At 43.4% G+C, this 26,728-nt stretch carries 22 protein-coding genes and 1 pseudogene; 13 read left to right on the top strand and 10 right to left on the bottom strand.

Annotation, left to right across the window (positions count from 1 at the left end):
• Window positions 1–38 precede the first annotated feature (38 nt).
• The 5 genes from OCV52_RS17145 to OCV52_RS17125 all read left to right on the top strand — a co-directional run bounded on the left by OCV52_RS17145 (window position 39) and on the right by OCV52_RS17125 (window position 4,020).
• Window positions 39–416 (top strand): VOC family protein, encoded by a 378-nt coding sequence (locus OCV52_RS17145; RefSeq protein ID WP_137408204.1) that lies wholly within the window; start codon window positions 39–41, stop codon window positions 414–416.
• A 306-nt stretch (window positions 417–722) separates the two neighbouring features.
• Window positions 723–1,088, top strand: a complete 366-nt coding sequence (locus tag OCV52_RS17140) for a hypothetical protein (RefSeq protein WP_004740908.1) — start codon at window positions 723–725, stop codon at window positions 1,086–1,088.
• 371 nt (window positions 1,089–1,459) lie between these two features.
• Complete coding sequence (locus tag OCV52_RS17135; protein WP_004740909.1) at window positions 1,460–2,320, top strand: delta-class carbonic anhydrase; 861 nt, start codon at window positions 1,460–1,462, stop codon at window positions 2,318–2,320.
• A 155-nt stretch (window positions 2,321–2,475) separates the two neighbouring features.
• Complete coding sequence (locus tag OCV52_RS17130; protein WP_137408203.1) at window positions 2,476–3,102, top strand: LysE family translocator; 627 nt, start codon at window positions 2,476–2,478, stop codon at window positions 3,100–3,102.
• A 381-nt stretch (window positions 3,103–3,483) separates the two neighbouring features.
• On the top strand, window positions 3,484–4,020 hold the full coding sequence (locus OCV52_RS17125) for an MSHA biogenesis protein MshA (protein WP_206383573.1): 537 nt from the start codon (window positions 3,484–3,486) through the stop codon (window positions 4,018–4,020).
• Between the two features lie 95 nt (window positions 4,021–4,115).
• On the opposite strand, the gene OCV52_RS17120 is transcribed toward OCV52_RS17125, so the two are convergent.
• Window positions 4,116–5,498, bottom strand: coding sequence for an MATE family efflux transporter (locus OCV52_RS17120; protein WP_137408201.1), 1,383 nt, complete (start codon window positions 5,496–5,498; stop codon window positions 4,116–4,118).
• Window positions 5,499–5,881: 383 nt separating this feature from the next.
• On the opposite strand from OCV52_RS17120, the gene OCV52_RS17115 reads away from it, so the two are divergent.
• Window positions 5,882–6,196, top strand: coding sequence for a hypothetical protein (locus tag OCV52_RS17115; RefSeq protein ID WP_390903411.1), 315 nt, complete (start codon window positions 5,882–5,884; stop codon window positions 6,194–6,196).
• Between the two features lie 844 nt (window positions 6,197–7,040).
• On the opposite strand, the gene gcvP is transcribed toward OCV52_RS17115, so the two are convergent.
• The 3 genes from gcvP to OCV52_RS17100 form a co-directional block, all read right to left on the bottom strand.
• Window positions 7,041–9,920, bottom strand: coding sequence for an aminomethyl-transferring glycine dehydrogenase (gene gcvP / locus OCV52_RS17110; RefSeq protein WP_137408200.1), 2,880 nt, complete (start codon window positions 9,918–9,920; stop codon window positions 7,041–7,043).
• Window positions 9,921–10,010: 90 nt separating this feature from the next.
• Window positions 10,011–10,391, bottom strand: a complete 381-nt coding sequence (gene gcvH / locus OCV52_RS17105) for a glycine cleavage system protein GcvH (protein ID WP_008216962.1) — start codon at window positions 10,389–10,391, stop codon at window positions 10,011–10,013.
• Between the two features lie 51 nt (window positions 10,392–10,442).
• On the bottom strand, window positions 10,443–11,735 hold the full coding sequence (locus OCV52_RS17100) for a serine hydroxymethyltransferase (RefSeq protein ID WP_137408199.1): 1,293 nt from the start codon (window positions 11,733–11,735) through the stop codon (window positions 10,443–10,445).
• Window positions 11,736–12,175: 440 nt separating this feature from the next.
• Here OCV52_RS17100 and OCV52_RS17095 point away from each other — a divergent pair, with 440 nt between their 5' ends.
• The 3 genes from OCV52_RS17095 to OCV52_RS17085 all read left to right on the top strand — a co-directional run bounded on the left by OCV52_RS17095 (window position 12,176) and on the right by OCV52_RS17085 (window position 15,691).
• The gene (locus OCV52_RS17095) at window positions 12,176–12,799 is read left to right on the top strand and encodes a helix-turn-helix domain-containing protein (RefSeq protein ID WP_137408198.1); all 624 of its coding nucleotides are present in this window, start codon (window positions 12,176–12,178) and stop codon (window positions 12,797–12,799) included.
• A gap of 447 nt (window positions 12,800–13,246) precedes the next feature.
• Window positions 13,247–14,380: a glycine cleavage system aminomethyltransferase GcvT gene (gene gcvT, locus OCV52_RS17090; RefSeq protein ID WP_116870688.1), complete on the top strand. Its 1,134-nt coding sequence runs from the start codon at window positions 13,247–13,249 to the stop codon at window positions 14,378–14,380.
• A 249-nt stretch (window positions 14,381–14,629) separates the two neighbouring features.
• Complete coding sequence (locus OCV52_RS17085) at window positions 14,630–15,691, top strand: S1 family peptidase (protein ID WP_137408197.1); 1,062 nt, start codon at window positions 14,630–14,632, stop codon at window positions 15,689–15,691.
• Window positions 15,692–15,804: 113 nt separating this feature from the next.
• On the opposite strand, the gene OCV52_RS17080 is transcribed toward OCV52_RS17085, so the two are convergent.
• Window positions 15,805–16,128, bottom strand: coding sequence for a hypothetical protein (locus tag OCV52_RS17080; protein WP_137408196.1), 324 nt, complete (start codon window positions 16,126–16,128; stop codon window positions 15,805–15,807).
• 201 nt (window positions 16,129–16,329) lie between these two features.
• Here OCV52_RS17080 and OCV52_RS17075 point away from each other — a divergent pair, with 201 nt between their 5' ends.
• A complete protein-coding gene (locus OCV52_RS17075; protein ID WP_008216956.1) occupies window positions 16,330–16,647 on the top strand; it encodes a helix-turn-helix transcriptional regulator in 318 nt (105 codons plus the stop codon).
• Window positions 16,648–16,723: 76 nt separating this feature from the next.
• Here OCV52_RS17075 and arfB read toward each other — a convergent pair whose 3' ends face one another.
• Entirely contained in the window at window positions 16,724–17,134 is a 411-nt protein-coding gene (gene arfB, locus OCV52_RS17070) for an alternative ribosome rescue aminoacyl-tRNA hydrolase ArfB (RefSeq protein ID WP_137408195.1), read from the bottom strand.
• Between the two features lie 87 nt (window positions 17,135–17,221).
• Here arfB and OCV52_RS17065 point away from each other — a divergent pair.
• Window positions 17,222–17,827 (top strand): annotated as a pseudogene (locus OCV52_RS17065) (beta-phosphoglucomutase family hydrolase).
• A 43-nt stretch (window positions 17,828–17,870) separates the two neighbouring features.
• On the opposite strand, the gene OCV52_RS17060 reads toward OCV52_RS17065, so the two are convergent.
• The 4 genes from OCV52_RS17060 to OCV52_RS17045 form a co-directional block, all read right to left on the bottom strand.
• Window positions 17,871–19,775, bottom strand: a complete 1,905-nt coding sequence (locus tag OCV52_RS17060; protein ID WP_137408194.1) for a sensor domain-containing diguanylate cyclase — start codon at window positions 19,773–19,775, stop codon at window positions 17,871–17,873.
• 238 nt (window positions 19,776–20,013) lie between these two features.
• Window positions 20,014–21,762 carry a formate--tetrahydrofolate ligase gene (locus OCV52_RS17055; RefSeq protein WP_137408193.1) on the bottom strand — a complete coding sequence of 583 codons (1,749 nt, stop codon included), beginning with the start codon at window positions 21,760–21,762 and terminating at the stop codon, window positions 20,014–20,016.
• Window positions 21,763–22,033: 271 nt separating this feature from the next.
• Window positions 22,034–23,338 (bottom strand): inosine/guanosine kinase, encoded by a 1,305-nt coding sequence (locus tag OCV52_RS17050; protein ID WP_137408192.1) that lies wholly within the window; start codon window positions 23,336–23,338, stop codon window positions 22,034–22,036.
• Between the two features lie 116 nt (window positions 23,339–23,454).
• Window positions 23,455–23,931 carry a CreA family protein gene (locus OCV52_RS17045; protein WP_137408191.1) on the bottom strand — a complete coding sequence of 159 codons (477 nt, stop codon included), beginning with the start codon at window positions 23,929–23,931 and terminating at the stop codon, window positions 23,455–23,457.
• Between the two features lie 248 nt (window positions 23,932–24,179).
• On the opposite strand from OCV52_RS17045, the gene OCV52_RS17040 reads away from it, so the two are divergent.
• Window positions 24,180–24,677 (top strand): hypothetical protein, encoded by a 498-nt coding sequence (locus OCV52_RS17040; RefSeq protein WP_137408190.1) that lies wholly within the window; start codon window positions 24,180–24,182, stop codon window positions 24,675–24,677.
• A 57-nt stretch (window positions 24,678–24,734) separates the two neighbouring features.
• A complete protein-coding gene (locus OCV52_RS17035) occupies window positions 24,735–26,543 on the top strand; it encodes an HD domain-containing phosphohydrolase (RefSeq protein ID WP_137408189.1) in 1,809 nt (602 codons plus the stop codon).
• Window positions 26,544–26,728: the final 185 nt, after the last annotated feature.

The following is a 26,728-nucleotide window of genomic DNA, read 5'->3' as shown; positions in this document are numbered from 1 at the left end:
TAACTTTGGAGTCTGTTATTCAACGAGAGTCAACATTTATGGAAATAAGTCACCTAGATCATCTTGTATTAACTGTTAAAGATATAGAGATAACAGTAAATTTCTATCAAAGCGTATTAGGGATGAAACCTATTCAATTTGGTGAGGGACGTTGGGCATTGTCGTTTGGTAACCAAAAGATAAATCTCCATCAGCAAGGGAAAGAGTTCGAGCCTAAGGCTAGGCATGTTCAAGCCGGGAGTGCTGACCTATGTTTCATAACCAACACACACATTGATAAAGTATGCGAGCATATCACTGGACAAGGCGTCACGATCGAAGAAGGGCCTGTCGAGCGAACGGGGGCAATGGACAAGATCACCTCAATTTATCTACGAGATCCTGATGGTAACTTAATCGAAGTATCGAATTATTAGAAGGTCGATGTCGGTGGATTGTGCTATCCATAAACCAGTTACTCTATTTAAGTATAAAGTAAGATTTCGTAAACCCAAGAGCCCCTAAGCAGTACGTAATTATGTACACATCCCGTTACGACAATACAAGCGTGTAACTGGAACTTCTGGTTTAATTTACTTACAATCGAACAATGTTTTATTAATCCAGCCCCAATCGTCATGGTCAGAAAATTAACCACATTAATTATTAGCCTGTTGCTTTTATCCGCTTGTGCGACAACTAGTGAAAATCCAACCGACGAAAATATTTCAAGCAATGAAAAAGTGATTAATAACAGTGTCGAAGAGGGTGTGGTCAATGAAACGGCAAGTGAAGATGTCATTGAGCCTAACACAAATAGCGTAAAAGAGAGCTGCGTTGTCACCGCAGAAGACAGTGATATCAATAGTAATGACAGTGTGGCTTCTCATGAACTGAGTGAATCACCAGAAGCGAATGAAAAGACCCAAGTGACAGATAAACAAGCCACTGAGGATCACGCTAAGGTTCACAGCGAAAAAGGCTTGGGAAACCATATATTCAGTAACGGGCCTACGAAGCAAGTCATCAAATCATTGGAGGGTGTGACAGATGCTTTGAATGTCATGACTTTCGGAATATTTGCTTCAGGGACGCGTCCAGCACAATAGTTAGATTTTAAAAATCACGACAAACAACATAGGCGAGCCAATGGGTTCGCCTTTTTTGATCCAGAATTTGGTGACTGGCAGTAAATTCCTCAGGGTTACGTAACGTCTTGTTTCTACTCACCAACACAATAAGAGTTGGATTTGAGTAAGAGGCAGGTCAGCGCAGCTCGGTATTTACTTGTTATGGAAGGGAGTCGCCGTATTTAACCTATTGATCTTGTGATATGCACCAATGGTTTGAATACTCTCCCAAAGTAAGCATTGAAATCTAATCTTACAAAGACAATGTCTTATATTCCCTCGTGAGCATAGTAATATTCCGCTGTGACACAGTCAGTTAGGTTTAATAAATTAGAGTCTAGGGAAGAGATATGAAAAACAAAAGTGTGTTTTTAAGCGTCGCCATGGTTATGTTATCGACACAGGCGAGTGCGTCTGGTGCTAGCCATGAAGAGGTTTCAGACAGCGTTATCGCCGAACAAAGAGCACAACTGTCCGAAAATACACAAGGCAAAGGTTTTGGCCCGCAGGCACCACGTGATCTAGGTTCATACGAAGGGACTAACGAGCGCCTGTTCTCTGATGCGCCAGATTCATCCGCGATGAACTTATGTAATATTCACTTTCATAAAAACGCAGAGCACAAAGGCGGTGAGTTTACCCAGTATGCAGGTAATGGTGACGGCAAAGGTTTCCAAAGTGGATTCAAATACACAGGTAAGCTAAGTGAGGCAGAACTGAAGCCATTCGGTCAGGATATTTGCCCGAGCGACCATGGTTCACTTCACTCTGGTGATACTATCGAGGTGCATTATGTTTACTCAACCGCACAAGTGGGACCTGGGGAAACATTGGGGGCGTGTTTCAATGATGCGATTACCAACCCTCAGTTGCGTGTGGAAACCCAAGTTTACGTCTTAGTGAACGACGACAACGCGCTGGATTTTGAAGAGCTAGCTAAACACTCTAAAGTGAACGGTTTGCACCAAGCGACCAACATTCCAAAAAATACAGGATCTGCGATTCAATATGCAGGTTCTACTACCGGCCCTGGCTACAACGAGCAAGGTTCACCGTTCCAAGTTACCTGGAGTGTGAGACCACAAGTGGCGAAAGTGAACATCGCAACGGTTGGTAGCTGGTGTGAAGGGAACGACTTTAATGAAGACCACGCACACGGTGTGAGAAACTTAGTCGTAAACCCTAAGTTGCTGTCACCAATCGCGAACTAGTTAAGTTTTTTTCAACTGAAGCTGAAGTATAAGGAGCGAGCCATACGGTTCGCTTTTTTATTAATAAAGACTCGGTAAATAGTTTCTTTACTCCCTTTAAGATCGCATGTTACGTTCAGAAAATATCATGTTGAGCTATGAATAAGGACAAGCTAATGTCGTTTGAAGGTGCGGTTACATTCTTTATTGCCATGTTTATATTTGGCATCACTCCAGGACCAGGTGTGTTTGCGATTTTGGCTCGTGGTATGGTTGATGGATGGCGAAAGTGCATTTCTCTTTCTTTAGGTATGATATGCAGTGATCTTATTTATCTAGCGCTTGCTTGTTTTGGCTTGGCAACTATTGCGGAAAACTGGTCATTTGCTTTCGAGATCATTCGTTATGTCGGCGCAGCTTACCTTATTTACCTCGGGTATAAGATGTTCAAGAGCCTGCCTGAAGTGCAAGGTTCAGCGGAGCTCGCGGCAAAACAGAGTCAGAAGTCAGAACTTACGAGCTTTGCGCAAGGTTTTCTGATCTCAGCATCAAACCCTAAAGTGATTCTGTTTTATATTTCCTTCTTACCAACGTTTGTTGATCTGACAGTTTTACGCTCACAAGATATCGTCTTAGTTTCTGTATTAGCTTCTATTGCACTAATGTCTGGCTTAATGCTAATTGCAATGGGAGCAGGGCGTATGGTGACTTTGCTGAAAACCCCACGCGCGCATAAACGCTTAAATCAAAGCGCTGGTGGCATCATGATTGCTGCAGGCTCATATCTGGCGATTAATCGATAAACATGGCTTGTTAAGCTCGATTCTTTAAGTACGACTCTTGAAACGAAAAGGCGAACCAATTGGTTCGCCTTTTCGTTAGCTATATTAAGCTTCTATTTGGTCGTTCATGCTTTAGCTCAAATATTTGGATTAAAGTTGATCCGTATATAGCCTCATTCAATTAGACAGTATTATTGGTAGAAACCTTATTCATACCTTATATGACAACGCTTCCAATTGGTTCTGGGTTTATAAATTAAGGCCTTTCAAGCTATTTGTGGCGAAATGGATATGGTTTTAAGTGTGTTACTCAGGATGTACAGTTAATGATAATTCATTGAGCTATCGAATCTTTAAGTTGTCGCTGATGTGGGTGTTATGAAAAAAAACGGCTTTACGTTAATGGAACTAATCGTTGTGATCGTGATAATCGGTATTATTGCTGTAACGGCAGCGCCGAGGTTTCTTAATATCCAAGAATCAGCGAGAGAAGCGGTGCTTGAAGGTGTTGCGGGTGCGATGGAAGGGGTGATCACACAAGTAACGTCTAAAGCTATTATCGCCGGACTTAATCCAGATGCGTCAAACCCAGGAGATCAGAGCAACTACGTGATCGACTTTGGTATCGGCAGCGTTGAGGTTGATTGGGGAACACTTTGCCCAGAAAGCCGAGGCGAGTCGGGCGACAAATTAACGATGAGCGATTTAATGACGTTGTCTGATGATGACAGTATAATTTCTGACTTTGGAAATAGACACACGGTCGTCGGATATAACCAACCTTTTAGTGACGATGATTTAAATAAGAACCATATAACGGATGACGCGTTACCGTCAGGGTGTTATGTACTTTATGACTCTTTCGGACGCTCTAATGCCAGTCAATGTCCTCCGGAAGGGTGTGTGTGTACGGTTCGCGTTGTGAACGATGAATGTTAAACAAACGCATTCTTAGCTTTTAGAGACAGAATAAAAAAGCGCGTTATCGCCAATGGGCAGTAACGCGCTTTTTTGTATTAGTTGATTGGTTCAACTCAATTTGTCGCTATCGCATCTGCTGGTGGCAAGTCACGCTTCTTAATCACGTATCGTAAGCGAAGTAGCATCAGAGCGGCTGAGACACTCAAGCCAGTTAGAATACCAATCCAAAAGCCTTCTTCGCCCATTGCTGGAACCACGTAGTCGGTTAAGCCCAACACCATACCCATAGGTAGCGCTATGCCCCAGTATGAAGCGATAGCTAAGATCATTGGTATCTTGGTATCTTTATAGCCGCGCAGAGCACCATTTGCAGAGGTTTGCAGTGCATCACTGAATTGGTACATAGCGGTAAAGGTCAATAACACAGCTGCAGTTGCGCTGATTACTGGGTCTGTCGTGTAAAGCCTAATGATTAACTCAGGGAACAGTAGGAACATCGTCACCGAAAGCAATGAGATTAATGCTGCCACTAAAATACCGACTTTACTGCGCTCAATCGCTCCAAGTTCGTCTTTTTCACCCAAAGCGTGACCAACACGAATCGTAATGCCAAACGAGATACTCATTGGGATCACGTAAGTCAGGCTCGATATATTGAGAGCGATTTGCGCCGCTGCCACATTTTCTGCACCAATACGGCCAATCATCAATGCGATGACCGCAAAGATACTGCCACATACAGCGATGTTCATACCGATAGGTAAACCTAGCTTTAGAAGGTGAAGCATCTCTTTTGCTTTTGGCTTCGCGTCTGTAAAGCTAATGATCGTCTTGTAGTGATGATGGCCTTTTATGTAGGAATACAGCATACCCGACATTAGCCAATACACTAAGCTTGTCGCCCAGCCACAGCCTACCGCACCCATTTCAGGGAAACCAAATTTACCGTAGATAAGCACGTAGTTGACTGGAATATTAATCAACAAACCAATGACCGAAATGATCATCGGTACTTTGGTGTTGTTCATACCTTCACAGTAGCCGTTTAAAGTGTAAAACAGGGCAATACCCGGTACACCAAAGGCTAGGGCAAACGCATAGTCACTGCCAATCGGGATAATCTCAGCAGCTACACCAATCCATTCTAAGATAGGTTTGGCACTTACGAGGTAAGCGATGAGAAGCACGCTCGCAATTAATGCAAGCCATACCATTTGGAAAAACTCAACAGAGATACTCTGAAAGTTGCGAGCGCCACGGTGGTAAGCAACGACCGGCGTTAACGCCATAATCACACCACGTAGTAACAGCAACACAGGAATCCAAAGGCTAGTGCCAAGTGCAATAGCGGCAAGATCGGCGGGGCTTACTTGGCCAGCCATTGTCGTATCGACAAATCCCATCGCTTGGGTAGCTATTTGAGTCAAAATGATTGGAATCGAAAGATGCATAAGCGCACCCGATTCACGAGTAAAAGGACGAAGTTTTGTTAGCATGGAAGTTCAAAACACCAATATAAATGCACCAGTGATGGCAGGATGGCCGGTGTGCATTTTAGGATGTGCCCCGTTTGGGCGGCGACAATATAAACACCTTACCGTATAGGGTCAAGCATTGGATTTATCGAGTTTTACTCGCTCCGAGGTAAGGGTAGGTTGTGATGGTTACAACACGGATATAACGCGCGTAAGCTCATGATTTAGTGGGAATCATATGAGTCAGTTAAATTATATATTTGCCATGTAAATCACTAAGTGGGCGGTATAAGTTATTGTTATGGACGGACGAAGGCTAGTACAATTAGTGGCATAGGGAACTAGGTTGGAAAGTTCTGTAGCTAAGTCCAGAGCTTTTTAACAGGTGTTGTAGAAAAATAGGGATACAAATGGAAATTACCGTTAAGAAAATCTCGAAAAGATCTCTTTTCAAAATGCTCTTTATCGGATTTAGTCTGAGCTTCTTTGTTTTCTTCTTAATATGTGGTGTCGCATCCATATTTGGTGCGGAAACGGTAAAGTGGGAACAGACACCAGTAACGGGGCTGTCTGGTCTGCTACTAGCTTTAGCAATGTGGCCAATGTTTAGTTTGTTTCTAACGCTGTTTATGTGGTGTTTTGCAGCGTTCGGTTTGTGGATTTTCTCATTAGTTAAACCACTGAAGCTGGTCTTTAAAGAGACTACTATCTCCAACTAACCACCGTTAATAAACGGCTTAGGTTAATTAGCAACGAGTAGTACATATAGTTATTTCTTTAAAAACTAAAGCTGCTAGTTGCCTCAAAGTATTGCTGGAAGTTATCTGCTCTTATGTCCGCCCTCGTTTTATCTTTTATGTGAATCATTTAATTGTTACCCTCGCATCCGTATGAATGACTAGGTTAACCGTTATGAAATTAAGATTACTGAGTTTAGCGTTTGCGCTCGTCCTAAGTGGTTGCTCTTTACTTGTGACTGAGAGCTACTTTGGTGAAAGTTGGACCGGACATCATATAGATAAACTTGTAGAGCAGTGGGGAGAACCCTACCAAATGAAGTCTATAGATGATGGTGTGATTGAGGCGGAATATAGGATCTTCAATGACAGTTGCACGTATACTTTTATTACGGATGAGCAAGGTGTAATTGAATCCTATAAGTATCAAAGTACGTTTTTAGGAACATGTAAGCCAATAGGGTAAACACCAACCATACAACTATGGCGCCAATATCAACTTGGCGCTATCTATCATGACCATGCCATCATTGTTTAGTTTCAAACCTATCTTTGTATTAGCCTCTTACTGCCACAGAGCCAGCAAAAATACCAAAAAACCAATTCCAAGTGTTACTTTTAGAAGCAAGCCAAGAGGGGCTCCACCTTTTGGCGCTTTGCTACAACATCCCATCATCATTTCCTCATTCATCGTTGGATTAATCTCACCTTAAGCCTTTCCCTTACGGTAAGGTCAATGCTTTTGTTGGACTCAAATTTCAGACAACAAAAAAGCGAACCAAGTGGTTCGCTTTTGTTATGTTTCGCTACTTAGCGCCGCTACGTATTAATCTTCGTAGTTATCGATGCTTGGGCAAGAACAGATTAGGTTACGGTCGCCGTATACGTTGTCTACACGGTTAACAGTAGGCCAGTACTTCGAGTTCTTCGTTGCTTTCGATGGGAAACAACCAAGTTCACGAGAGTAAGGGCGATCCCATTCTGCGCCAGCTAGGTCAACTTGTGTGTGCGGTGCGTTCACTAGAGGGTTGTTGTCTAGTGGCCATTCACCGTTTTTCACTGCTGCCATTTCGTGGCGGATTGCGATCATCGCTTCACAGAAACGGTCTAGCTCTTCTAAATCTTCTGATTCAGTTGGCTCTACCATTAGCGTGCCAGCAACTGGGAAAGACATAGTAGGCGCGTGGAAACCGAAGTCCATTAGACGCTTAGCAATATCTTCTTCGCTGATGCCTGTTTCTTCTTTTAGTGGACGAATATCGATAATACATTCGTGCGCTACGCGGCCGTTAGTACCACGGTAAAGAACAGGGTAGTGATGACGTAGTTTTTCCATCACGTAGTTCGCGTTCAGGATCGCAACTTTAGTCGCGTCTGTTAGGCCCGGTTCGCCCATCATAGCGATGTAAGCCCAAGAGATAGGTAGGATTGAAGCACTACCTAGATCTGCTGCTGATACCGCGTAGTCAGAACCTTGTACACCGTTTTCGATGTGACCTGGTAGGAAAGGTGCTAGGTGAGATTTAACACCGATAGGACCCATACCTGGACCGCCACCACCGTGTGGGATACAGAATGTTTTGTGAAGGTTCAAGTGAGATACGTCTGAACCAATGAAGCCAGGAGAAGTTAGACCTACTTGAGCGTTCATGTTCGCGCCGTCTAGGTAAACCTGACCGCCCGCTGCGTGTACTTGTTCACATACTTCCTTCACTTGCTCTTCGTATACGCCGTGCGTAGAAGGGTAAGTGATCATGATGCTTGATAGGTTGTCTTTGTGCTTCTCGATTTTCGCTGCTAGGTCAGTCATGTCGATGTTGCCATCTTCATCACACTTAACAACTACTACCTTCATTGAAACCATTGATGCTGTTGCAGGGTTAGTACCGTGCGCAGAGCTTGGGATCAGACAAACGTTACGGTGAGCTTCACCGCGGCTTGCGTGGTAACGTTGAATCGCGATTAGACCTGCGTATTCGCCAGATGCACCAGAGTTAGGCTGTAGTGAGAAATCGTCGTAACCAGTGATTTCACATAGCTTCTCTTTAAGATCCTTCGCTAGTGCTGTGTAACCAGCCGCTTGCTCTAGAGGCGCGAATGGGTGAATAGAACCAAACTCAGGCCATGTTACTGGAATCATCTCAGCAGCAGCGTTCAGCTTCATCGTACAGCTGCCTAGTGGGATCATGCCGTGCGTTAGTGAGAAGTCTTTGTTCTCAAGCTGTTTTAGGTAACGCATCATTTGCGTTTCGCTGTGGTGCGTGTTGAATACTGGGTGAGTTAGGAACTCTGATTCACGACGGCAGTTTTCTGGAATTGCTGCAAATTCGTTTGATGCAATGTCAGAAGATAGTGCTTGAACGTCTTCTTTCACGTCGAAGATTGCGAATAGGGCATTCACGTCGTCGATTGTGGTTGTTTCGTCTAAGCTGATACCGATCTTACCTTTAAGAAGGCGAAGGTTGATGTCTGCTGCTTGCGCTTTCGCGTACAGTGCATCTGTCTTCTCTTCAGAGTTGATCGTGATGGTATCGAAGAAGCTGTTGTTCGTTAGCTCGTAACCCGATTTAGTCAGGCCAGCCGCTAGGATAGCTGTCATGTGGTGTGTACGACGAGCAATAGTACGTAGGCCTTCTGCACCGTGGTAAACCGCGTAGAAAGACGCCATGTTTGCTAGAAGCGCTTGAGCCGTACAGATGTTCGATGTCGCTTTTTCGCGGCGGATGTGTTGCTCACGAGTTTGCATTGCCATACGTAGTGCTTGGTTACCGTGCGTATCGATAGAAACACCGATTACACGACCTGGCATTGTACGCTTGTGCTTTTCACGAGTTGCCATGAATGCAGCGTGTGGACCGCCGTAACCCATAGGAACACCGAAGCGCTGAGCTGAACCGATTACTACGTCTGCGCCCATTTCGCCAGCAGGCTTGAGTAGAGCAGAAGCAAGTAGATCTGTTGCAACGGTTACAAGCGTTTTGTTTGCCTGAGCTTTTGCAATGACGTCTGTTAGGTCACGAACTTCACCTGTTGTACCAGGGTATTGTACTAGTGCACCAAATACGTCTTGCTCTGGAAGTGTTTCAAGAGCGCCAACCATTACTTCAAAACCGATGTACTCAGCACGAGTTTTAACAACTTCTAGTGTTTGAGGGTGAACATCGTCAGCAACGAAGAATACTTTGCTCTTGCTTTTACCAGCACGCTTACACAGTGTCATTGCTTCGCCAGCCGCTGTCGCTTCGTCAAGAAGAGACGCGTTCGCGATTTCCATACCTGTAAGGTCCATTACCATTTGTTGGTAGTTAAGCAGAGACTCAAGTCGACCTTGAGAAATCTCGGGTTGGTATGGTGTGTAAGCTGTATACCAGCCTGGGTTCTCTAAAACGTTACGTAGAATAACGTTTGGAGTGAATGTGTTGTAGTAGCCTTGGCCAATGAAAGTACGTTTCACTTGGTTTAGGTTAGCGATCTCTTTAAGAGAGGTCAGCATGTCCATTTCGCTCAGTGGCGCAGCAAGTGTCATTGGTTTTTCAAGACGGATTTGTGCAGGAACCGTTTCGTCGATCAGTGCGGCTAGGCTAGTCGCGTTGATCGCTTCAAGCATTTTTTGCTGGTCTGCTTTATTTGGGCCGTTATGACGAGCAACAAACTCGTTTTGTGTACCCAAGTCTTTCAGTAATTGGCTTTGAAGTAATTCAGTCATGATATCGTTCTACTTTCTCTCTGGAGCCGTGAGCTAGCCCCTAAAATTAAGCTGCTCACAAGAGCAGCTTTATCGTAATGAGGTTACCTATTAGTCTTCTTCGATAGAGCTTAGGTATTCTTCCGCATCTTTAAGGTTGTCTAGTTCAGACGCATCAGACATCTTCACTTTAACAATCCAACCACCTTCATAAGGTTCTTCGTTGATTAGCTCTGGGCTATCTTCTAGTTCTTCGTTGATTTCTACGATTTCACCAGAGATTGGCGCGTAGATATCAGAAGCAGCTTTAACTGACTCAACTAGAGAGAAGCTTTCGCCAGCTTCAATTTCGTCTTCAGTTTCAGGCAGGTCAACAAACACAACGTCACCTAGCATCTCTTGAGCGTGCTCAGAAATACCGATAGTTACAGTACCGTCACCGTTGTCTTTTACCCACTCGTGGCTGTCTGCAAACTTAAGTGTATTGTCCATTGCTTATTCTCCAAAAATTTATGAGGTTTTAATTTAAATCTTAAAAACGGATTAACGGTAAAGAGGGAAGCGTTTGCAGAGCTCTTTAACTTGCTTGCGAACACGTTGTTCAACTTCAGCGTTGCCTTCAGGGCTGTCAACTAAGCCATCAAGAACATCACCGATCCATTCACCGATAAGTTTGAATTCTTCAGTGCCAAAACCACGACTGGTTCCAGCTGGCGTACCTAAACGAATACCCGAAGTAATCATAGGCTTCTCTGAGTCGAATGGTATGCCATTTTTGTTACATGTGATCCCAGCACGCTCTAATGCTTCTTCAGTTACGTTACCTTTCAAGCCCTTAGGACGAAGGTCAACCAGCATTAGGTGCGTGTCCGTTCCGCCAGTCACAATGTCACAACCGCGAGTTTGCAACACTTCAGCAAGAACTTTTGCGTTATCGGTCACTGAATTAATATAAGTATTAAATTCTGGGCCAAGTGCTTCACCAAATGCGACAGCTTTAGCCGCAATTACGTGCATTAGTGGGCCGCCTTGTAGGCCAGGGAATACTGCAGAGTTGATCTTTTTGTTGATGTCTTCGTGGTTAGTCAGAATCATGCCGCCGCGTGGGCCACGAAGTGTTTTGTGTGTTGTTGTCGTTACAACGTGTGCGTGTGGTAGTGGGCTAGGGTGAGCACCTGTCGCGATAAGACCCGCGATGTGTGCCATATCGACCATTAGAATAGCGCCAACTTCGTCAGCGATTTCACGGAATTTAGCGAAGTCGATAACGCGTGGGATAGCACTACCACCTGCAATAATCATTTTTGGTTGGCATTCGATCGCTTGAGCGCGTACCGCTTCGTAATCGATCTCTAGTGTGTCGCGGTCTACACCATATTGAACTGCGTTGAACCATTTACCTGAAAGAGCAGGGCGTGCACCGTGCGTAAGGTGACCACCAGCGTCAAGAGACATACCTAGGATAGTGTCGCCAGGTTGAAGTAGGGCAAGTTTAACTGCGCCGTTCGCTTGAGCACCTGAGTGAGGTTGTACGTTCGCGTATTCACACTTGAATAGCTGTTTAGCACGTTCAATCGCGATAGCTTCTACTGTATCTACGTGCTCACAACCACCGTAGTAACGACGACCTGGGTAGCCTTCTGCGTATTTGTTGGTAAGGCAAGTGCCTTGAGCTTGCATTACTGCTTTAGAAACGATGTTCTCAGAAGCAATAAGTTCTATTTGTTCGTTTTGACGAGTGTTCTCTGCTTGGATTCCAGCAAATACTGCGTCGTCAGTCGCAGATAGGTTCGTAGAGAAAAAACTGTCTAAGCTATGGTTTTGATAAGCGTTCATTGTCGAGACCTTTCATTAAGCTAATGGTGATTGTTTTTATAGTCCATTAGGTCTTACGTTGATTTCTGCATCGGTATCGTTTGCGTTATATAGGTGTATAAATAGTGCGTTGCTTCTTATTTATACGACCATAGCGTCAAAGCGATCGTTGTAGGGTCAATGCAGCACGAATTGGTTCCCAAAAATTTCGGGTAAAAAACAGCTCTTACAAATGTTAAATCTTTCACTTGCTGCAAGCTGAAGTAGCATCTCTTCATCTAACAAGTCGATAACATAGCTCCGATAAAATCAATTTTCAACAAAAATTTCCAATAGGAAACAGTTTTTCTCGTTTTGCTACAGGGAGCACGCTTTATTTTCCTGTGTGCTCTTTAATCAACAAAGCGCTTCATGCAACAATGAAATCAATAGACAGGAAGTATGAAATAAATGAGGGACCTATGTCAGAAGACATTTATGATGAGTACCCATCTTTAACGTTGGCGAAAGAGACGTTAGATCAGAATATCGAACCACTTAAGCTCGGCCAGCGTATTAAAGATATCCGCAGCAAACTGGGCATTACGTTAGAAGAGGCGAGCCAACGTACTGGTTTGGCACGTTCTACGCTGAGTAAAATTGAGAACGAACAAATCTCACCGACGTTCCAAGCGATGCAGAAATTGGCTATGGGTTTGCAAATCGATATGCCACAACTCTTTGAGCCACCAAGAAAAAAAGTTGCCACAGGACGTCGTGACTTAACTAAAGCAGGCCAGGGTAAACCTCACCCAACTCCGACTTACGAGCATGAACTGCTGGCGACAGAACTTTCGAATAAGAAGATGATGCCGTTCAAGAGCCGAGTGAGAGCACGCGCCTTTGAAGAGTATAACGATTGGGTTCGCCACGATGGTGAAGAGTTCTTGATGGTGATCTCTGGTGATGTGATGTTCTACTCAGAATTCTATGAGCCGGTACCCATGAGCGAAGGTGACAGCATGTATTACGACGCCAACATGGGGCATATGTTGATTTCTACTAGTACAGAAGATGCACTGATTTTGTGGGTGACTGCAAAATAAGTTAACAAAGTTAGAATTTCTTATAGTGAATGCAAACGTTTGCTTTTGTTTCTAACGTTTGCCAAAAGACGCGATATTGGTGTGAAAAGCATCAATATCGCGTTTTTGTATGCGATTGAAAATTGTTTTTAAATTGTTAAATGTCACATTTTGAGCTGTTTTAATCTTGTTAAGGGTGTAAAACTGACTCAGGCTTGTTTACTATAGTGAACACGGTTTACTCATGTTGATTGAAGTTTACTGAAGTGAATTCTTAGAAAGTGAGTCGTATAGCTTTTATACAGAAGCCTCTTTTTATATCGCTAGTAATAAAAGCCTATATAGAAGACATCACTTTTTACTATCTACTGTTTCTAACGTTAACCCATATCGTTAGAAACGACTCTAAATAGAGATATAAGCGGCAGATTCGATTTGGAAAGCCTGCAACGCTTCATGGAGAATAAAATGACTCAAGAACACGCTAATCAAGACCTACTAAAAACACCTCTGCATGCGCTTCACGTTGAAGTCGGTGCAAAAATGGTTCCTTTTGCTGGCTACGACATGCCAGTTCAGTATCCACTAGGTGTAAAGAAAGAGCACTTACACACTCGTGACGCTGCTGGTCTTTTTGATGTTTCTCACATGGGGCAACTGCGTCTACACGGTGAAAATGCAGCCGCTGTTTTAGAATCTCTGGTTCCAGTAGATATTATCGACCTGCCTTCTGGTAAGCAGCGCTACGCGTTCTTTACCAATGAACAGGGCGGCATCATGGATGATCTTATGGTTGCTAACCTTGGCGATCACCTATTTGTTGTTGTGAACGCGGCGTGTAAAACACAAGATATCGACCACCTAACGGCTCACCTTCCTGCAGACGTAGAAATGGAAGTGATTGATGACCGCGCTCTACTAGCACTTCAAGGCCCTAAAGCGTCTGAAGTTCTTGCTCGTTTCCAGCCAAGTGTTGCAGACATGCTATTCATGGACGTTCAAAAAGTCGATATCGACGGCGTAGAGTGCATCGTGAGCCGCAGTGGTTACACAGGTGAAGATGGCTATGAAATCTCAGTACCGAACGATCACGCTGAAGCACTAGCGCGTAAACTAACGGCAGAAGCTGAAGTAGAGTGGATTGGCCTTGGCGCACGTGATTCACTTCGTCTTGAGTGTGGCCTATGCCTATACGGTCATGACCTAGACACAACAACGACTCCAGTAGAAGCTAGCCTTCTATGGGGCATTCAAAAAGTGCGTCGTACTGACGGTGAGCGTGCTGGCGGTTTCCCAGGTGCCGATATCATCCTTGAGCAAATCGCGACTAAAGATGTTCAACGTAAGCGTGTTGGCTTAGTGGGACAAACTAAAGCTCCTGTACGTGAAGGTGCTGAGCTGTTTGATGCAGAAGGAAACAAAGTCGGTGTGGTAACGAGCGGTACTGCTGGTCCTAACGCGGGTAAGCCTGTTTCAATGGCGTACGTACGCACTGATCTTGCTGCTATCGGTACAGAAGTATTTGCTGAAGTCCGTGGTAAGAAGCTACCAATGACAGTAGAAAAAATGCCATTCGTACCTCAACGTTACTACCGTGGCTAATATCTTTTAAGATAAAGCACAAATTATAACGAAAGCCTATTGTTAGCTTCTCTTTTAAGGGATGTTTAACGGTAGGCTTTTTTGTTTTGATTGGATCTTCGGCCATCAGTATCCTGTCATTCTTCGTTGTCATGTTTAAAAAATGTCGTATTGAGGTTGCAAAAACACGCTATACTGAAAGCCATGGTATGTTATTGTTGGGGACTATTCACATTATAAATAAGTTGTAAGTGTTACAAGGAGTTATCTATGAATTTGAATCAAGCAATTAGTCCTATAAACAAAGTCGTTGTAGGTCTTTTAGCGCCGTTGATTTATTCATCAAGTGTTTTGGCTACAGAGAATGCGGTTGAACCGACTCCTGATGTTGGTGTAACGCTTCATATTGTTAACGGTAGCGACGCATCAGTTAGCGATTTCCCTTCAATGGCGAGTTTGTTCATCGATCGTATTGATTACGATGGTAAGTCCTCGGAAGGTGCTTATTGTGGCGCAACCATTTTAAATCCGACTCATGTTCTCACCGCTGCGCACTGTATTTATGGAAATGAAGAGGGGCAGTTGTTTACAACAGTGGTACCGCAACTTGAAGATACATCTGAATTTCCCCATGGCAATATCCAGAAATCGCGCGTAGTTGAAGTTTACTATCGTAGTGACTATTCGGATAACTCAAGTGATCTTTGGCGTAACGACGTTGCTGTTTTAAAGCTTGAAAGTGCGTTAAATATTGATTCGGTGAATGATGTAGTTAAGCGTCCGTCGAACGATTCTTATCGCAACGTAGTTAACGATTTCGTCGCAGTCGGGCACGGAAATACTCGCTCTAATTTTGATGCTACGACGATCTTGCAAGGTGTATCGCTTACTTATGTTGATAACACTGAGTGCGCATCTGCTTTCAAAGACGGTTCTGTATTAACTGATAACCAGATTTGTTTCAAAGGCGATTATAGTGCGTCCTCTAATTTATTTGGTGGTACTTGCCAAGGTGATTCTGGCGGCCCAGTTTACTGGTTAGATGGTTCGGACTACAGACAAGTCGGTATTACAAGCTTTGGTCCAGGAACCTGTGGTGAAAGCCCAAGTGTAACGTCGGTATTCACCGAGATCCTCGACTATGAAGCTTGGATTGACAGTGTTGTAGCCGGTAATGAAACACCTAAGTTTGTTTCTACCGATGCTAAGCGAACTGCTTATATCAATGCACGCACTCCATCGAATTCTGGTAGCAGCGGTGGTAGTGTTCCGTTTGGTTTGCTAGGTATGCTGATGCTGATTGCTGGTGTTAGAAAAGCAGCTAAACGCTAGAAGCTGATTATTTTGAATAAGTCGACGTTTCATCGAACGATGACGTCGACTTTTTTGATTCTGTATTATTGAGTTTTTGATAGTGTTTTATATAGCTATGTTGACGTCCGTGGTTACGTGAACACTACATTGGTCTTCCTACTGTATCTTTCGATTATCTCATCCATTTCTTTAATAGCATCATTGATGCTTCTTATTCCGCCTTGCGCGACACTTTTCTCATTAGTATTTAAAGCGGAAAAAGCACGTTTAAGCTCTTTGTCTTCTAGCATATCACCGTGGAGTAAGACCTCTTTGTAAGTAAGAAGTCTGTGTTGAACTTCGATAATATCGGCACGTGTTGTGTTTGAATCTAAAGCCTGTTTTATACAAGGAAACGCTAATTTGTAATAATTCGCAATTTCCAACTCGACGTCTTTCTTGTTCGCAATTTGCAATTTCTAATATTTCCTATCCTTGGTTAAACCAAGTTTATTCGCCTAAATACATATCACTGACCTATGCGTTAAGGTTTATGAAACGTAAGGTTTTTTAAGGTTCGAATAATATGCCTTTGATGGCTTATGTAAACATGGGCAAGTCAATATGGTCTGCTTCTTGCTGAAATTAGGTCATAACTGTCTAGTGGAGAGAGCCCTATGTCACAAGAGCCGATAATCATGGCACTGATTGAGCGCAGGAAGCGAGCGAATTTATCACAAGAAAAGCTCGCGGCTAGTGCAGGTATGAGTTTGAAAACGTATCAGCGAATCGAACGCGGTGAAGCAGATATTAAGATGTCTCAATATCGTTCAATAACCAGAACGCTAAAAGTGACAGATTTGGATGTTGTTCTGGATATAGTAGGCGCTTCTCATGCGACGGCTGAAGATGTCGCCGCGGTCAGTCGTTTACTCACTAGTGAAGAGCGGCTGCTGTTAATTAAGCTGATTTTATCGATCAAAAAACCGAAATAGAGAGGGGACAGTGGGCGTAAACCGAGTAGAGCAGTTGTTTCATTGGTGATGGGTGCACCAAGGGGAAATGAAGCGGCTAGCTCACTCTTCCTCTAAGTTGTTTGGTGTTACTTCTTTGTTTTTTGTTCTCTAGACGCTTTCTTTGCGAGCTACGTGTAGGCTTAGTGGCTCTTCGTAATTTCTGAACTTTTGTCGCTTCTAAAATCAGTTCTTTCAGGCGTACTAACGCGTCCTCTCGGTTTTGTTCCTGAGTTCTATATTGTTGAGCTTTAATGATAATCACACCGTCTTTAGTAATTCGGCTATCTTTGAAGGCTAACAACTTTTCTTTGTAGAAATCGGGTAGAGTAGAGTGCTTGATATCGAAGCGAAGGTGTATTGCACTCGATACTTTATTGACGTTTTGGCCTCCAGCACCTTGAGCTCTGATCGCAGTTAACTGGATCTCCCAGTCTTGAATGGATACAGAGTTAGATATTTGTAACATAAACTTCCATTTTGAACGGTAATATGGCGTCATAATACTGAATATTGGTTATGGTATCAGTAACTTTCTTAAAGAGTGGTAGCAGTAATGAAAATAGATTTAACGGCATATGAGGGATTAATCTTTGATATGGACGGTACGTTGATCGACACAATGCCAGCGCATGTACAGGCATGGCAGAAGACAGCTGAAGAGTTCGGCTTTCATTTTGAAGCATCTTGGTTACATAGTTTGGGCGGTATGCCGAGTTACAAAATAGCTGGTGAGGTAAACAGTAAATAGGGTTTGTCTCTCGATCCTCAGGCTGTGTCAACGTTCAAAATGGCTTCATTTGCGGCGATTGAAGAAAAGGGAGATGTCATCCCATGTACGCACTCTTTGTTGCTTGAACACCTAGGTAGCAAAAAGATTGCAGTTGGTACTGGAAGCCAGCGCAAGAGTGCGGAGCAGCTTCTAGAAAAGACGAACATTCTTAGCAAGCTCGATATTCTAGTTACCGCTACAGACGTCAAAAATCATAAGCCGAACCCTGATACGTTTTTGGATGCCTGCTTTGGTATGGGATTAGAGCCAAAGCAATGTGTGGTATTTGAAGATACGGACCTTGGTAAACAAGCTGCGCACGCTGCTCAGATGGATTGCATTCTCGTGGTTGAAGGGAATAAGTTAGAGTTTCACCCTGCGCCAAACTGATAGCTATTGAACCAAGAAGGTTGCCTCGCTTTCGCTTTGGATTCTAGGCGATTTCACTCATCTCTGTGTCTAAGAACAAACATACGCTATCACGGCCCGCGGCTTTCGCTTCATATAGCGCCAAGTCGGCACATTTATAGTTGAGAGCCGGATCGCTCGTTAGGTTGGTGATACCGGCACTTACGGTAACAACACTGTCTAGCTCAAGGCTAACCGCAATTCGCAGTCTATTAAGTACGTAGTCAGCTTCTTCTGTTGTGGTGTGGGGCAAAATAACGCCAAACTCTTCACCGCCAATGCGAGCGACAAAGTCAGTTTCACGACACTCACGTTGCAATACTTGAGCAACGGTCTGAATCACTCGATCGCCATAGTCATGACCAAATCTATCGTTGATTCGTTTGAAGTGATCGATATCCAAAATAGCTAAGCAAGAGTGCTCGCGGGTAGGGTAGCGATTAATACGAGAACATTCGTCACGCAGCTCAAGATCAAACTTACGTCGATTCCAGCATCCCGCTAAGGCATCTTTTTCACTCAAGTTTCTAAGTTTGTTCTCAAGCTCTTTGTGTTTACTGATATCAACAAATGACGCGACATAAAATTGGATTACACCTTTGACATCTTTAATGGTTTGGATACGAAGAATTTCGGTAATTAATGATCCGTCTTTACGACGGTTTACTACTTCGCCTTCCCATACACCTTGTTTTTTAATCACACTCCACATTTTGATGTAGAACTCTTGATTGTACCGACCTGACGCAAACATAGAAGGTTGTCGACCTTTTACATCCTCGAGCTCGTAGCCGCTTACCCGTGTAAATTCTTGGTTTACCTTGATAATGCGGTTATTACGGTCGGTGATTACTAAGGCAGACATACCGTTCATCGCGGCTTTTGCTAACTGGCTATCAATACTGTTTTTCTTATGGTTTCTGTTCCAAAGCACAAACCCTGCCGAGATCATTGAGATTAAAATCGTTAAGGTAACGATCTGTACAACAATGGCGTGGTTCTCGCGTTGATATTGGCTATTAAACTGTTGATTTTCAATATGAAGAACCATGTAGATAGGGCCTTCAAACTGTTTGATCTTCGGGCTGATATCGGCGTGAAAATACCAGTTTTTACCATCAAAATAGCTAGAAGAGGTGTTGTCTTGTATCGCTGCCCAAAGTTTTGGGTACTGTTTGGCGTAGGTTTGTTCTGAACGCGCTTCAATTACATGGCCGAACGACTCGGAAGGGTCTGGTCCCATAATGATATGACCAGTCTTATTGAGAATGATTGGGACAGCAGAGGAGTCGCCGATTTGGTAATGAAGGCGTTTATAAATCTCTAGCATGTTTAAGTTGGCAATGAAGTAACCAATAATGCGATTGTTGTCAGCGACAGGTGACATAATGCGCAGTGCCGGAATCAACGGGCGAACTATCTGACCGTTTTCGACTTCAAGATCTATGCCTTTAGTACTGACCTCGCCGATCTTAAGTTCTTGAAGTGCGGAGAAGTAACTACGTGATGATTTATCTTGGAGTTCGTGTTCCGGAACAACTGAAGCATGGCCATCTTTGTAATTAATGCGGAACACTTCATTACCGGTTAAATCAAGATAGCGTAATTGAGAATAGTACTTTTGGCCACGTGCAAGCATTACCCACAGGTCTTGTAAAGCTTCCGTGTGAATGACAGACGGCTCTTTAATTGCTCGAAGTAACGTTTTGGAATCTGCTATAGAGGGAACGGAGTTAGAGATTTGTTCAACAATGACAGCGAGCTCGTGAAAGCTGTATTCGATTTGATTTTGGCTAGACTGCTTGATGTTTAACGAGTGCTGGGCTTCTACTCTGTCAAATTCAGAGTTGATATAGAGGGCAGGGACTAATCCTAGGGCAAATACGGTACACAGAAATTGGCCGACTAGTTTTTTTATACTTGTATTCATCACTGTCCTCAAAGAATCAGCGCAATACTATATATTTTATAGGGTTTTTAATGTGATCTTGACCCAGAACTTAAGATAAGTTTTGCATATTATCGTGGTTTTACTGCAACTTTGTGCAATTAAGCTTGATTATCGAGCAACCCATCAACAACAAAACGGTTGCTCGATATAGACTTTCGTTACGAAAAAAAGAAGCGTTTAAATCTCGATTTTTCGTTATTTATCTGGATAAAGGTGTCTAACTAAGGCCAACAATATTTCCATTGCTATCAATGTCTAACGACATGAATGCTGGTTTATCTGGTAATCCAGGCATCGTCATTACATTGCCACATAGAGCGTAAATAAATCCGGCACCCGCACACAGTTTTAGCTCCCTGACAGGAACGTCAAATTGGCTTGGTGCACCTTTGACTTGTGCTTCTGTTGAAATAGAAAGTGGTGTTTTTGCTAAGCATACAGATAACTCGTTAAAGCCGTGCTGTTTAAACTCCGCCAGTTGCTGTTTCGCTTGAGGGGATAGGGTAATGCTCGCCGCACCATAACCGATTTCCGCAACCGCCATCAGTTTCTCTTCTAAGCTTTGCTCTGATCGATACAGTGGTTTAAATTCACTATCACTTTGGCATGCTTTGACCACGGCATGAGCGAGTGGAGTGACACCGTCACCGCCTTTGCCAAACGCTTCACTGACTTCTACTGTTACCTTGCTATCAAATTCTGTGATCATTTGTTTCAACGTAGCGAGTTCTTGCTCTGAATCCTGTGGGAATCGGTTAATGGCAACAACAGTAGGCACGCCGTATTGCTTAACGTTGTTGATGTGCCATTTTAGGTTTTCGAAACCAGCAATTAGTGCATCTTGGTCATCACTGAAGATTGAATCTGTTAGTGGATTACCAGGTCTCAAGTCATATAAACCCGAGTTCGCCTTTAACCCACGCAATGTCGCAACAACTACCGCACAGTCGGGCTTCTTATTGGAAGCTTTCGCTTTGATATTGCATGCTTTTTCGAAGCCCATATCAGAACCAAAACCGCCTTCAGTCACCACAAAGTCACTCAGTTTTAGCGCAATCTTATCGGCAATAATTGATGAGTTGCCATGGGCGATGTTTGCGAATGGACCGGCGTGGATTAGGGTTGGAACGCCTTCAAGCGTTTGCATCAATGTCGGCTCAATGGAGTCTTTCATCGTCACTGTCATTGCACCAGCGACACCAAAGTCGTCTGCGGTTAAAGTTAGACCTTGATTATTGTAGGCAAGAACAACCCGACCAATACGTTGACGTAAGTCTTGAAGGTCATCGGCCAGTGCTAAAATAGCCATAAGCTCTGAGGCCGCTGAGATATCAAATCCGTCTTCGCGTTCATAACCGTTGATCGTTTTATCAGATTCGTTTTTACCCACCGTGATCATACGTAATGCGCGATCATTATGATCGAGTACACGTCTCCAAACAATTCTGCTGGAATCGATATCCAAGGCTTTCAAGCCAGAGCGCGCCTCAAAAGCTTCTAAGCCTTCACGTTGTTCGTGATAGAAACGTGCATCGATTGCTGCAGAGGCAAGGTTATGAGCGGCTGTTACGGCGTGAATGTCGCCAGTCAGGTGAAGGTTTAATTCGTCCATAGGCGCAACTTGAGAGTAACCACCGCCAGCAGCACCACCTTTAACACCGAATACTGGGCCCATTGAAGGCTGGCGAATACACGCCATTGCTGATTGGTTAATCTTGGCAAGCCCTTGCGCTAACCCGATGGTCGTTACTGTCTTACCTTCACCGAGTGGTGTGGGCGTAATCGCAGTCACAACAACCAGTTTTCCGTCAGGTTTCTCTGATAAGCGTTCAAGTGATTTGAGATACACCTTCGATTTATATTGCCCTAATGGCTGGTGTTCATTGTTTTGTAGGCCAGCGTGCTTGGCAACCTCACTGATGTTTTTAAGGGGAGTAGAGCGACAAATATCGATATCAGACTGCATATTTGATCCTTATATCAGAACCGAAAGGTGGTACGTAAACGTTTGCGTGGCGATGATACTGTATAAATTTGCTAAGTAAAGGCAAACCACAGGAATTATGTGCTGGAAGATAACAGATTTGAAGAGTCATTGCGCGAGATCAAATCTTCAATGAGCAAAATATTCGATTTGATTTTGCATTAAGTCCACACATTTACGCTGAATACAAAAAGGGCTGCATATCGCAGCCCTTTAAGATAGGAAAGGTAACTCACGTAATAAGTAACGTGGATTAACGATCCCAGTATGTTTCTTCTAAGCTATCTTCGCGTTCTGGTAATGCGCGAGAAAGGCGAGGAGAGTGCTGTGTTAATACTTCGTAACTTACGCGGTTTGCGTACTTACAAATTTGAGACAGTGAAGAGTACGTTAGACACGCGTGCTCGTGTTTCTCTGAGTTTGGTACGTTAACGAAGTGGTAGCTGTTTGCTGCCATGTCGTGTAACAGAGCTGAAAGTGCGCCATCACCAGCACCGTTAGTGTTCTTAATCTCTAATGGACCACCAAGGTATGGGCCAATGTGAGAGTACACTTTTACCGGGTTTTCACAGTCTTGTTTGCGCATTGCACGGCTGAATTCGTACTTGTTGAACTCAGGGATATGACCTGGCAATAGTGGAAGCGTAGTTTCGCGTTTGGCTAGCTCGTCTGTGTAACCTGCCATGTAAAGGCCGATTGGACCAGCAGTACACAGTACTAGGTCAACCCACTCTAGAGCTTTGTTCGCTGCAAGAAGTGGATCTTTTTCGCCTGTTAACGCTTCACCTTCGTCTTCATTCATCGCAACGATGGTCACGTTCTCCTTCAGGTATTCTTGCCACCATTCCGCATTACCTTCGATCACGTATTTTGTACCAAGCGTAAGAACAACTGGCACGTTATGCGCTTTTGCATACTCAATCGCTTTTTGTACCGCTTTTGGCATTGGATCTTCAGGGTTACCACGCATTAGGTATGAAGACACGACAAGCGCTGATGCTTTCTCGAAGACTTTCTCAGGAATGCTTTCAGGAAGAAGCTGGTTCATGTGTCCTTCGTTGATAGCAAACGTACGCTCGCCATCTTCGGTGATTAGCGTGTAACAACGACCAATCGGACCATCAACAGTTTGTAGGTGGTTTAGGTTCATACGAGAAGAAGTACGGCATAGGTAACGGTAACCAAATGAGCCAACTTCAATTTTCTTAGACATTACGCCAAGCAGCACAGATTTGCTGTCTGCAAGTACGGAATAGTTGTGCAGTGTGTTGCCGATAGTATCGCCTGGGTATTGATGCGTGATCAAACCGCGCTCTACAAGCTCTTCATACAGCGCATCGGCTTTACTTTCTTCCAATACAAGTGAGTGACCTTTACTCAGCTCATATTTATCAAGGAACGCACTGTCAACACGAGCTTCGATATCAACAATGGTTTGACCTACACCAACAATCGTTGCGCGGTGCAGTTTAGGTGTTTGTTGAATTTGGTTTACCATCGGATCACGTGCGTGAGTTGGAAAGTAATGCTTAGATTTACGCTGTCCAGGAAACTTCATATGAAAAATACAGTGAAAAAATTTTGCCGCATGATATCACATTTTGTTTCTGTTTCTTTCATTTTTATTACATTTTGAATCACCTGCACAATGTCTGTACAGGTGATTCGTATTGATTATTCTGTTGGTACGAGTGTTGCTGGATCAACGTAAGCCGCTGTACCCCATAGAGGAACGGTCGATAGGCTGTGTTTGAAGCTGCCTTCGGTCTCTTTAGTGGTGTAAGACAAGTAGAGTAGCGACTGGTTTTCTGCATCGTAGATACGACGAACTTTCATGGTTTTGAAGAAAATACTTTTCGACTGCTTGAATACCACCTCGCCAGATTTACTCTTATCAATCTGCGCAATCATTTCAGGTGTGATTTCACCCGTTTGGCGGCAAGAAATAGAGCTATCACTTGGATCAGAAAGACTCAAGTTCGCTTCGATGGAAGCGATGTGACACGTTACACTAGGGATTTTGTCATCGTCTAAAGATGACATCTTAATATCCTTCATTGTGAAGAAACCTAAAGATACGTCACCAACCTCGTTGTCCGAACAACCTGCTAACATTGTCATGATACCGGCTGCTATTAAGGCTTTTTTCATAAGAAGTCCTTTTTATTTATATAGTTCTGTTTACTATAAGAAAATTGAAAGCTTGAATACGAGTGTAGAGCTTTTCGTTAAGTTCTTAAAGGATGTTGTTGGATAATGAAAAATATGAAGCATTTAAAGTACTTGTTGGCCTTAGTGATGCTCTGTATGCTCTCTGCATGTAGCTCGGCGCCTCAGCCGACCGTATGTCTGCCAAATAACTGTAATATTTGGGGATACTAACTGTAGGTACTAAAAGAATGAATAACGAAATACCTGAAATCGCATTAAAGAAGAATCAGTGGCTGTTTAGCCAGCTTGATATTGCTTACCCCGCGAAAGAAAGCCTTTTAGGTCTAGATATCTATAAGAATCAGCTTTCCCACAAAACTTACCAACTTCTTCCGCAAGACCAAACGCCCTCACAAATTGACGAACTGCACAAAGTAGATTTTCACAAACTAACGGTTCTTTTCTCTCTAAACCAAGCTAGTGCTTATCAAGATGAAGCGGAAAGGGCGAACATCCTAGAATTCTTAAGCCAAATCATGCTGTCTGATGAACATGAGCTGTATGTAGGTACTAAGAGCGGTGATGTGGTGGCGAGTGCTATTGTAACGGCGAGTGACGATGAGCTGTTAATATCAGATATTGTTAACCAAGACGATCAAAATATTGTCGGGTTTGCTAAACAGTTACATGATTTTTGGGCTCAAGATCAAGATTCTACCTATAAAGTATTGTTCGAGAACTTATGACTCTTTGAGAAAGCGTTAATCTGAGTACAATACACCGTCTTTTAAAAAGGGTTCGGTATGTACAAGCTATTGATCTCAATCGCTGTATTGTGTGTTAGCGCTTTTTCTCCTGCAATTTATGCTAACGACTGGGATGTTAAACAAATCCTAGTATTACACTCCTACGAACCTTCCTATCAATGGACCGCAGATTTCCAAAAGGGGATCGATAACGCGTCCAAGCAATCCCATGGCGAAGTAAAACTCTCTATCGAGTATTTAGATACTAAACGTATTCATAACCAAGACTACTACGACTCTCTCGTGGATTACTTCGAAGAAAAATATTCAGGTTATGAGTTTGATGGGGTTATCGCGACTGATGATAATGCCGCTAATTTCCTTGAGTCACTAGGTGCAATCATAGATCGTTCAACACCTGTTGTTGCTGTTGGAATTAATGACTTAGACACAGACATGTACACCGTGAGCGACAAAGCGACTGTGCTTTATGAGAATGATCATATTGATATTAATATTGAGCTCATTTCTCAGCTACGTCCAAACATCAAGAACTTATACTTTGTAAATGATTACAGTGTCACGTCTCAGCTAATCCGTAAAGAAGTTCATAAAGTCATGGCGGGCTATCCACAAATCAATCTTGTGGAAATCAGCAATCAGACTTTAGAGCTGGCGGGTGAGTATTTGAAAAATATCTCTCCTGATGATGCAGTGCTGATTAGCCACTACAACACCGAATTGACGCAAGGTGTCTACCACTCTTATACCGAAATTGCAGAAACCATATCTCAGGCGAGCGCTGCACCCGTATTCGCACTTTGGCAGTTTTACATTCTTGGGGATGTTCTTGGCGGATATGTGAATCATTCACAAAGTATGGGTGAACAAGCGGTCGATGCATTGGATAAGTACGTCCCACTTGGATTTAAAAGCTCGTTAGTACCCGGTGATAACATACGTTTTGTATTCAATTACGATGCGATGAAAAAGTTCGGATTACGTGAAAGTGCACTTCCAGAAGAATCGGTAATCATTAACGAACCTTCATCTTTCATACGTAAGAACTTCCAGTTGCTGTTGGGCTTAACCATGGTAATCGCAGGTTTGAGCTTGATTATCGTGATGCAATTTATCACCTTACGTCAGAAAAAAGAGTTAGCCAAAAAGAACAAACGGATTCTAGCGCTGCAAAAACAGACGTTAAATGTACAAAAAGAGATGATTCATGTCTTAGGTGAAGCCATTGAGACTCGTTCAGGCGAGACTGGCAATCACGTAAAACGCGTTGCCAAGTTGTCAGCACTGTTAGCTAAACACAGCGGCTTGAGTCATAGAGAAGTCGAGATGATAGAGATCATCAGCCCAATGCACGATGTCGGTAAGATCTCGGTTCCTGAGTCTATTCTCGATAAACCGGGTAAGCTAACCGAGCAAGAGTGGGAGGTAATGAAGCTTCATACCACTGCAGGTTATAATTTATTGAAGAGCGGAGCGGGTGATATTACCAACCTAGCGGCGATTATTGCCAATGAACATCATGAGCGTTGGGACGGCGCCGGTTATCCAAATGGTAAGTCGGGTAAAGAAATCCACTTGTTTGCTCGTATTACTGCGGTCGCGGATGTATTTGATGCGTTGCTGAGCGCACGTTGTTACAAAGAGCCATGGTCTTTAGATATGGTTGTTGATTTATTCGAACGTGAATGTGGTTATCAATTCGACCCACAACTCACTCGATTACTTCTAAAACATTTGCCTGAGTTTGTCGCGATACGTGATACTTATCCTGACACTGCAGCTTTTGAATATAGCTTCAAGGTAGAAGGGAAACCCAAAGTCGATGAAGAGTCGGCTGTCAGTTAATACTTCGCACAACGATTTCTGTATTCTAAGAGTTATATTTTCTCCTATTAACTTCAGTTGTTTGTAAAGCTTTCAGGCATTCATACTGTGAGCCTGTTGATAATTTGATGAAAACTGTTGCTTATGGCGACTCATAAGGTGATCTGCAGTATATTTTGCGAAGAGAAATAAGCATGCATCCGTAA

This window comes from Vibrio chagasii, assembly GCF_024347355.1.
GTDB lineage: Bacteria > Pseudomonadota > Gammaproteobacteria > Enterobacterales > Vibrionaceae > Vibrio > Vibrio chagasii.
This window is presented reverse-complemented; position numbering and strand designations above follow the sequence as displayed.

Coding starts and splice junctions, on each gene's coding strand:
- OCV52_RS17145 (WP_137408204.1), top strand. CDS start 39: ATGGAAATAAGTCACCTAGATCATCTTGTATTAACTGTTAAAGATATA.
- OCV52_RS17135 (WP_004740909.1), top strand. CDS start 1,460: ATGAAAAACAAAAGTGTGTTTTTAAGCGTCGCCATGGTTATGTTATCG.
- OCV52_RS17130 (WP_137408203.1), top strand. CDS start 2,476: ATGTCGTTTGAAGGTGCGGTTACATTCTTTATTGCCATGTTTATATTT.
- OCV52_RS17125 (WP_206383573.1), top strand. CDS start 3,484: ATGGAACTAATCGTTGTGATCGTGATAATCGGTATTATTGCTGTAACG.
- OCV52_RS17120 (WP_137408201.1), bottom strand. CDS start 5,498: ATGCTAACAAAACTTCGTCCTTTTACTCGTGAATCGGGTGCGCTTATG.
- gcvP (WP_137408200.1), bottom strand. CDS start 9,920: ATGACTGAATTACTTCAAAGCCAATTACTGAAAGACTTGGGTACACAA.
- gcvH (WP_008216962.1), bottom strand. CDS start 10,391: ATGGACAATACACTTAAGTTTGCAGACAGCCACGAGTGGGTAAAAGAC.
- OCV52_RS17100 (WP_137408199.1), bottom strand. CDS start 11,735: ATGAACGCTTATCAAAACCATAGCTTAGACAGTTTTTTCTCTACGAAC.
- OCV52_RS17095 (WP_137408198.1), top strand. CDS start 12,176: ATGTCAGAAGACATTTATGATGAGTACCCATCTTTAACGTTGGCGAAA.
- gcvT (WP_116870688.1), top strand. CDS start 13,247: ATGACTCAAGAACACGCTAATCAAGACCTACTAAAAACACCTCTGCAT.
- OCV52_RS17085 (WP_137408197.1), top strand. CDS start 14,630: ATGAATTTGAATCAAGCAATTAGTCCTATAAACAAAGTCGTTGTAGGT.
- OCV52_RS17075 (WP_008216956.1), top strand. CDS start 16,330: ATGTCACAAGAGCCGATAATCATGGCACTGATTGAGCGCAGGAAGCGA.
- arfB (WP_137408195.1), bottom strand. CDS start 17,134: ATGTTACAAATATCTAACTCTGTATCCATTCAAGACTGGGAGATCCAG.
- OCV52_RS17060 (WP_137408194.1), bottom strand. CDS start 19,775: ATGAATACAAGTATAAAAAAACTAGTCGGCCAATTTCTGTGTACCGTA.
- OCV52_RS17055 (WP_137408193.1), bottom strand. CDS start 21,762: ATGCAGTCTGATATCGATATTTGTCGCTCTACTCCCCTTAAAAACATC.
- OCV52_RS17050 (WP_137408192.1), bottom strand. CDS start 23,338: ATGAAGTTTCCTGGACAGCGTAAATCTAAGCATTACTTTCCAACTCAC.
- OCV52_RS17045 (WP_137408191.1), bottom strand. CDS start 23,931: ATGAAAAAAGCCTTAATAGCAGCCGGTATCATGACAATGTTAGCAGGT.
- OCV52_RS17040 (WP_137408190.1), top strand. CDS start 24,180: ATGAATAACGAAATACCTGAAATCGCATTAAAGAAGAATCAGTGGCTG.
- OCV52_RS17035 (WP_137408189.1), top strand. CDS start 24,735: ATGTACAAGCTATTGATCTCAATCGCTGTATTGTGTGTTAGCGCTTTT.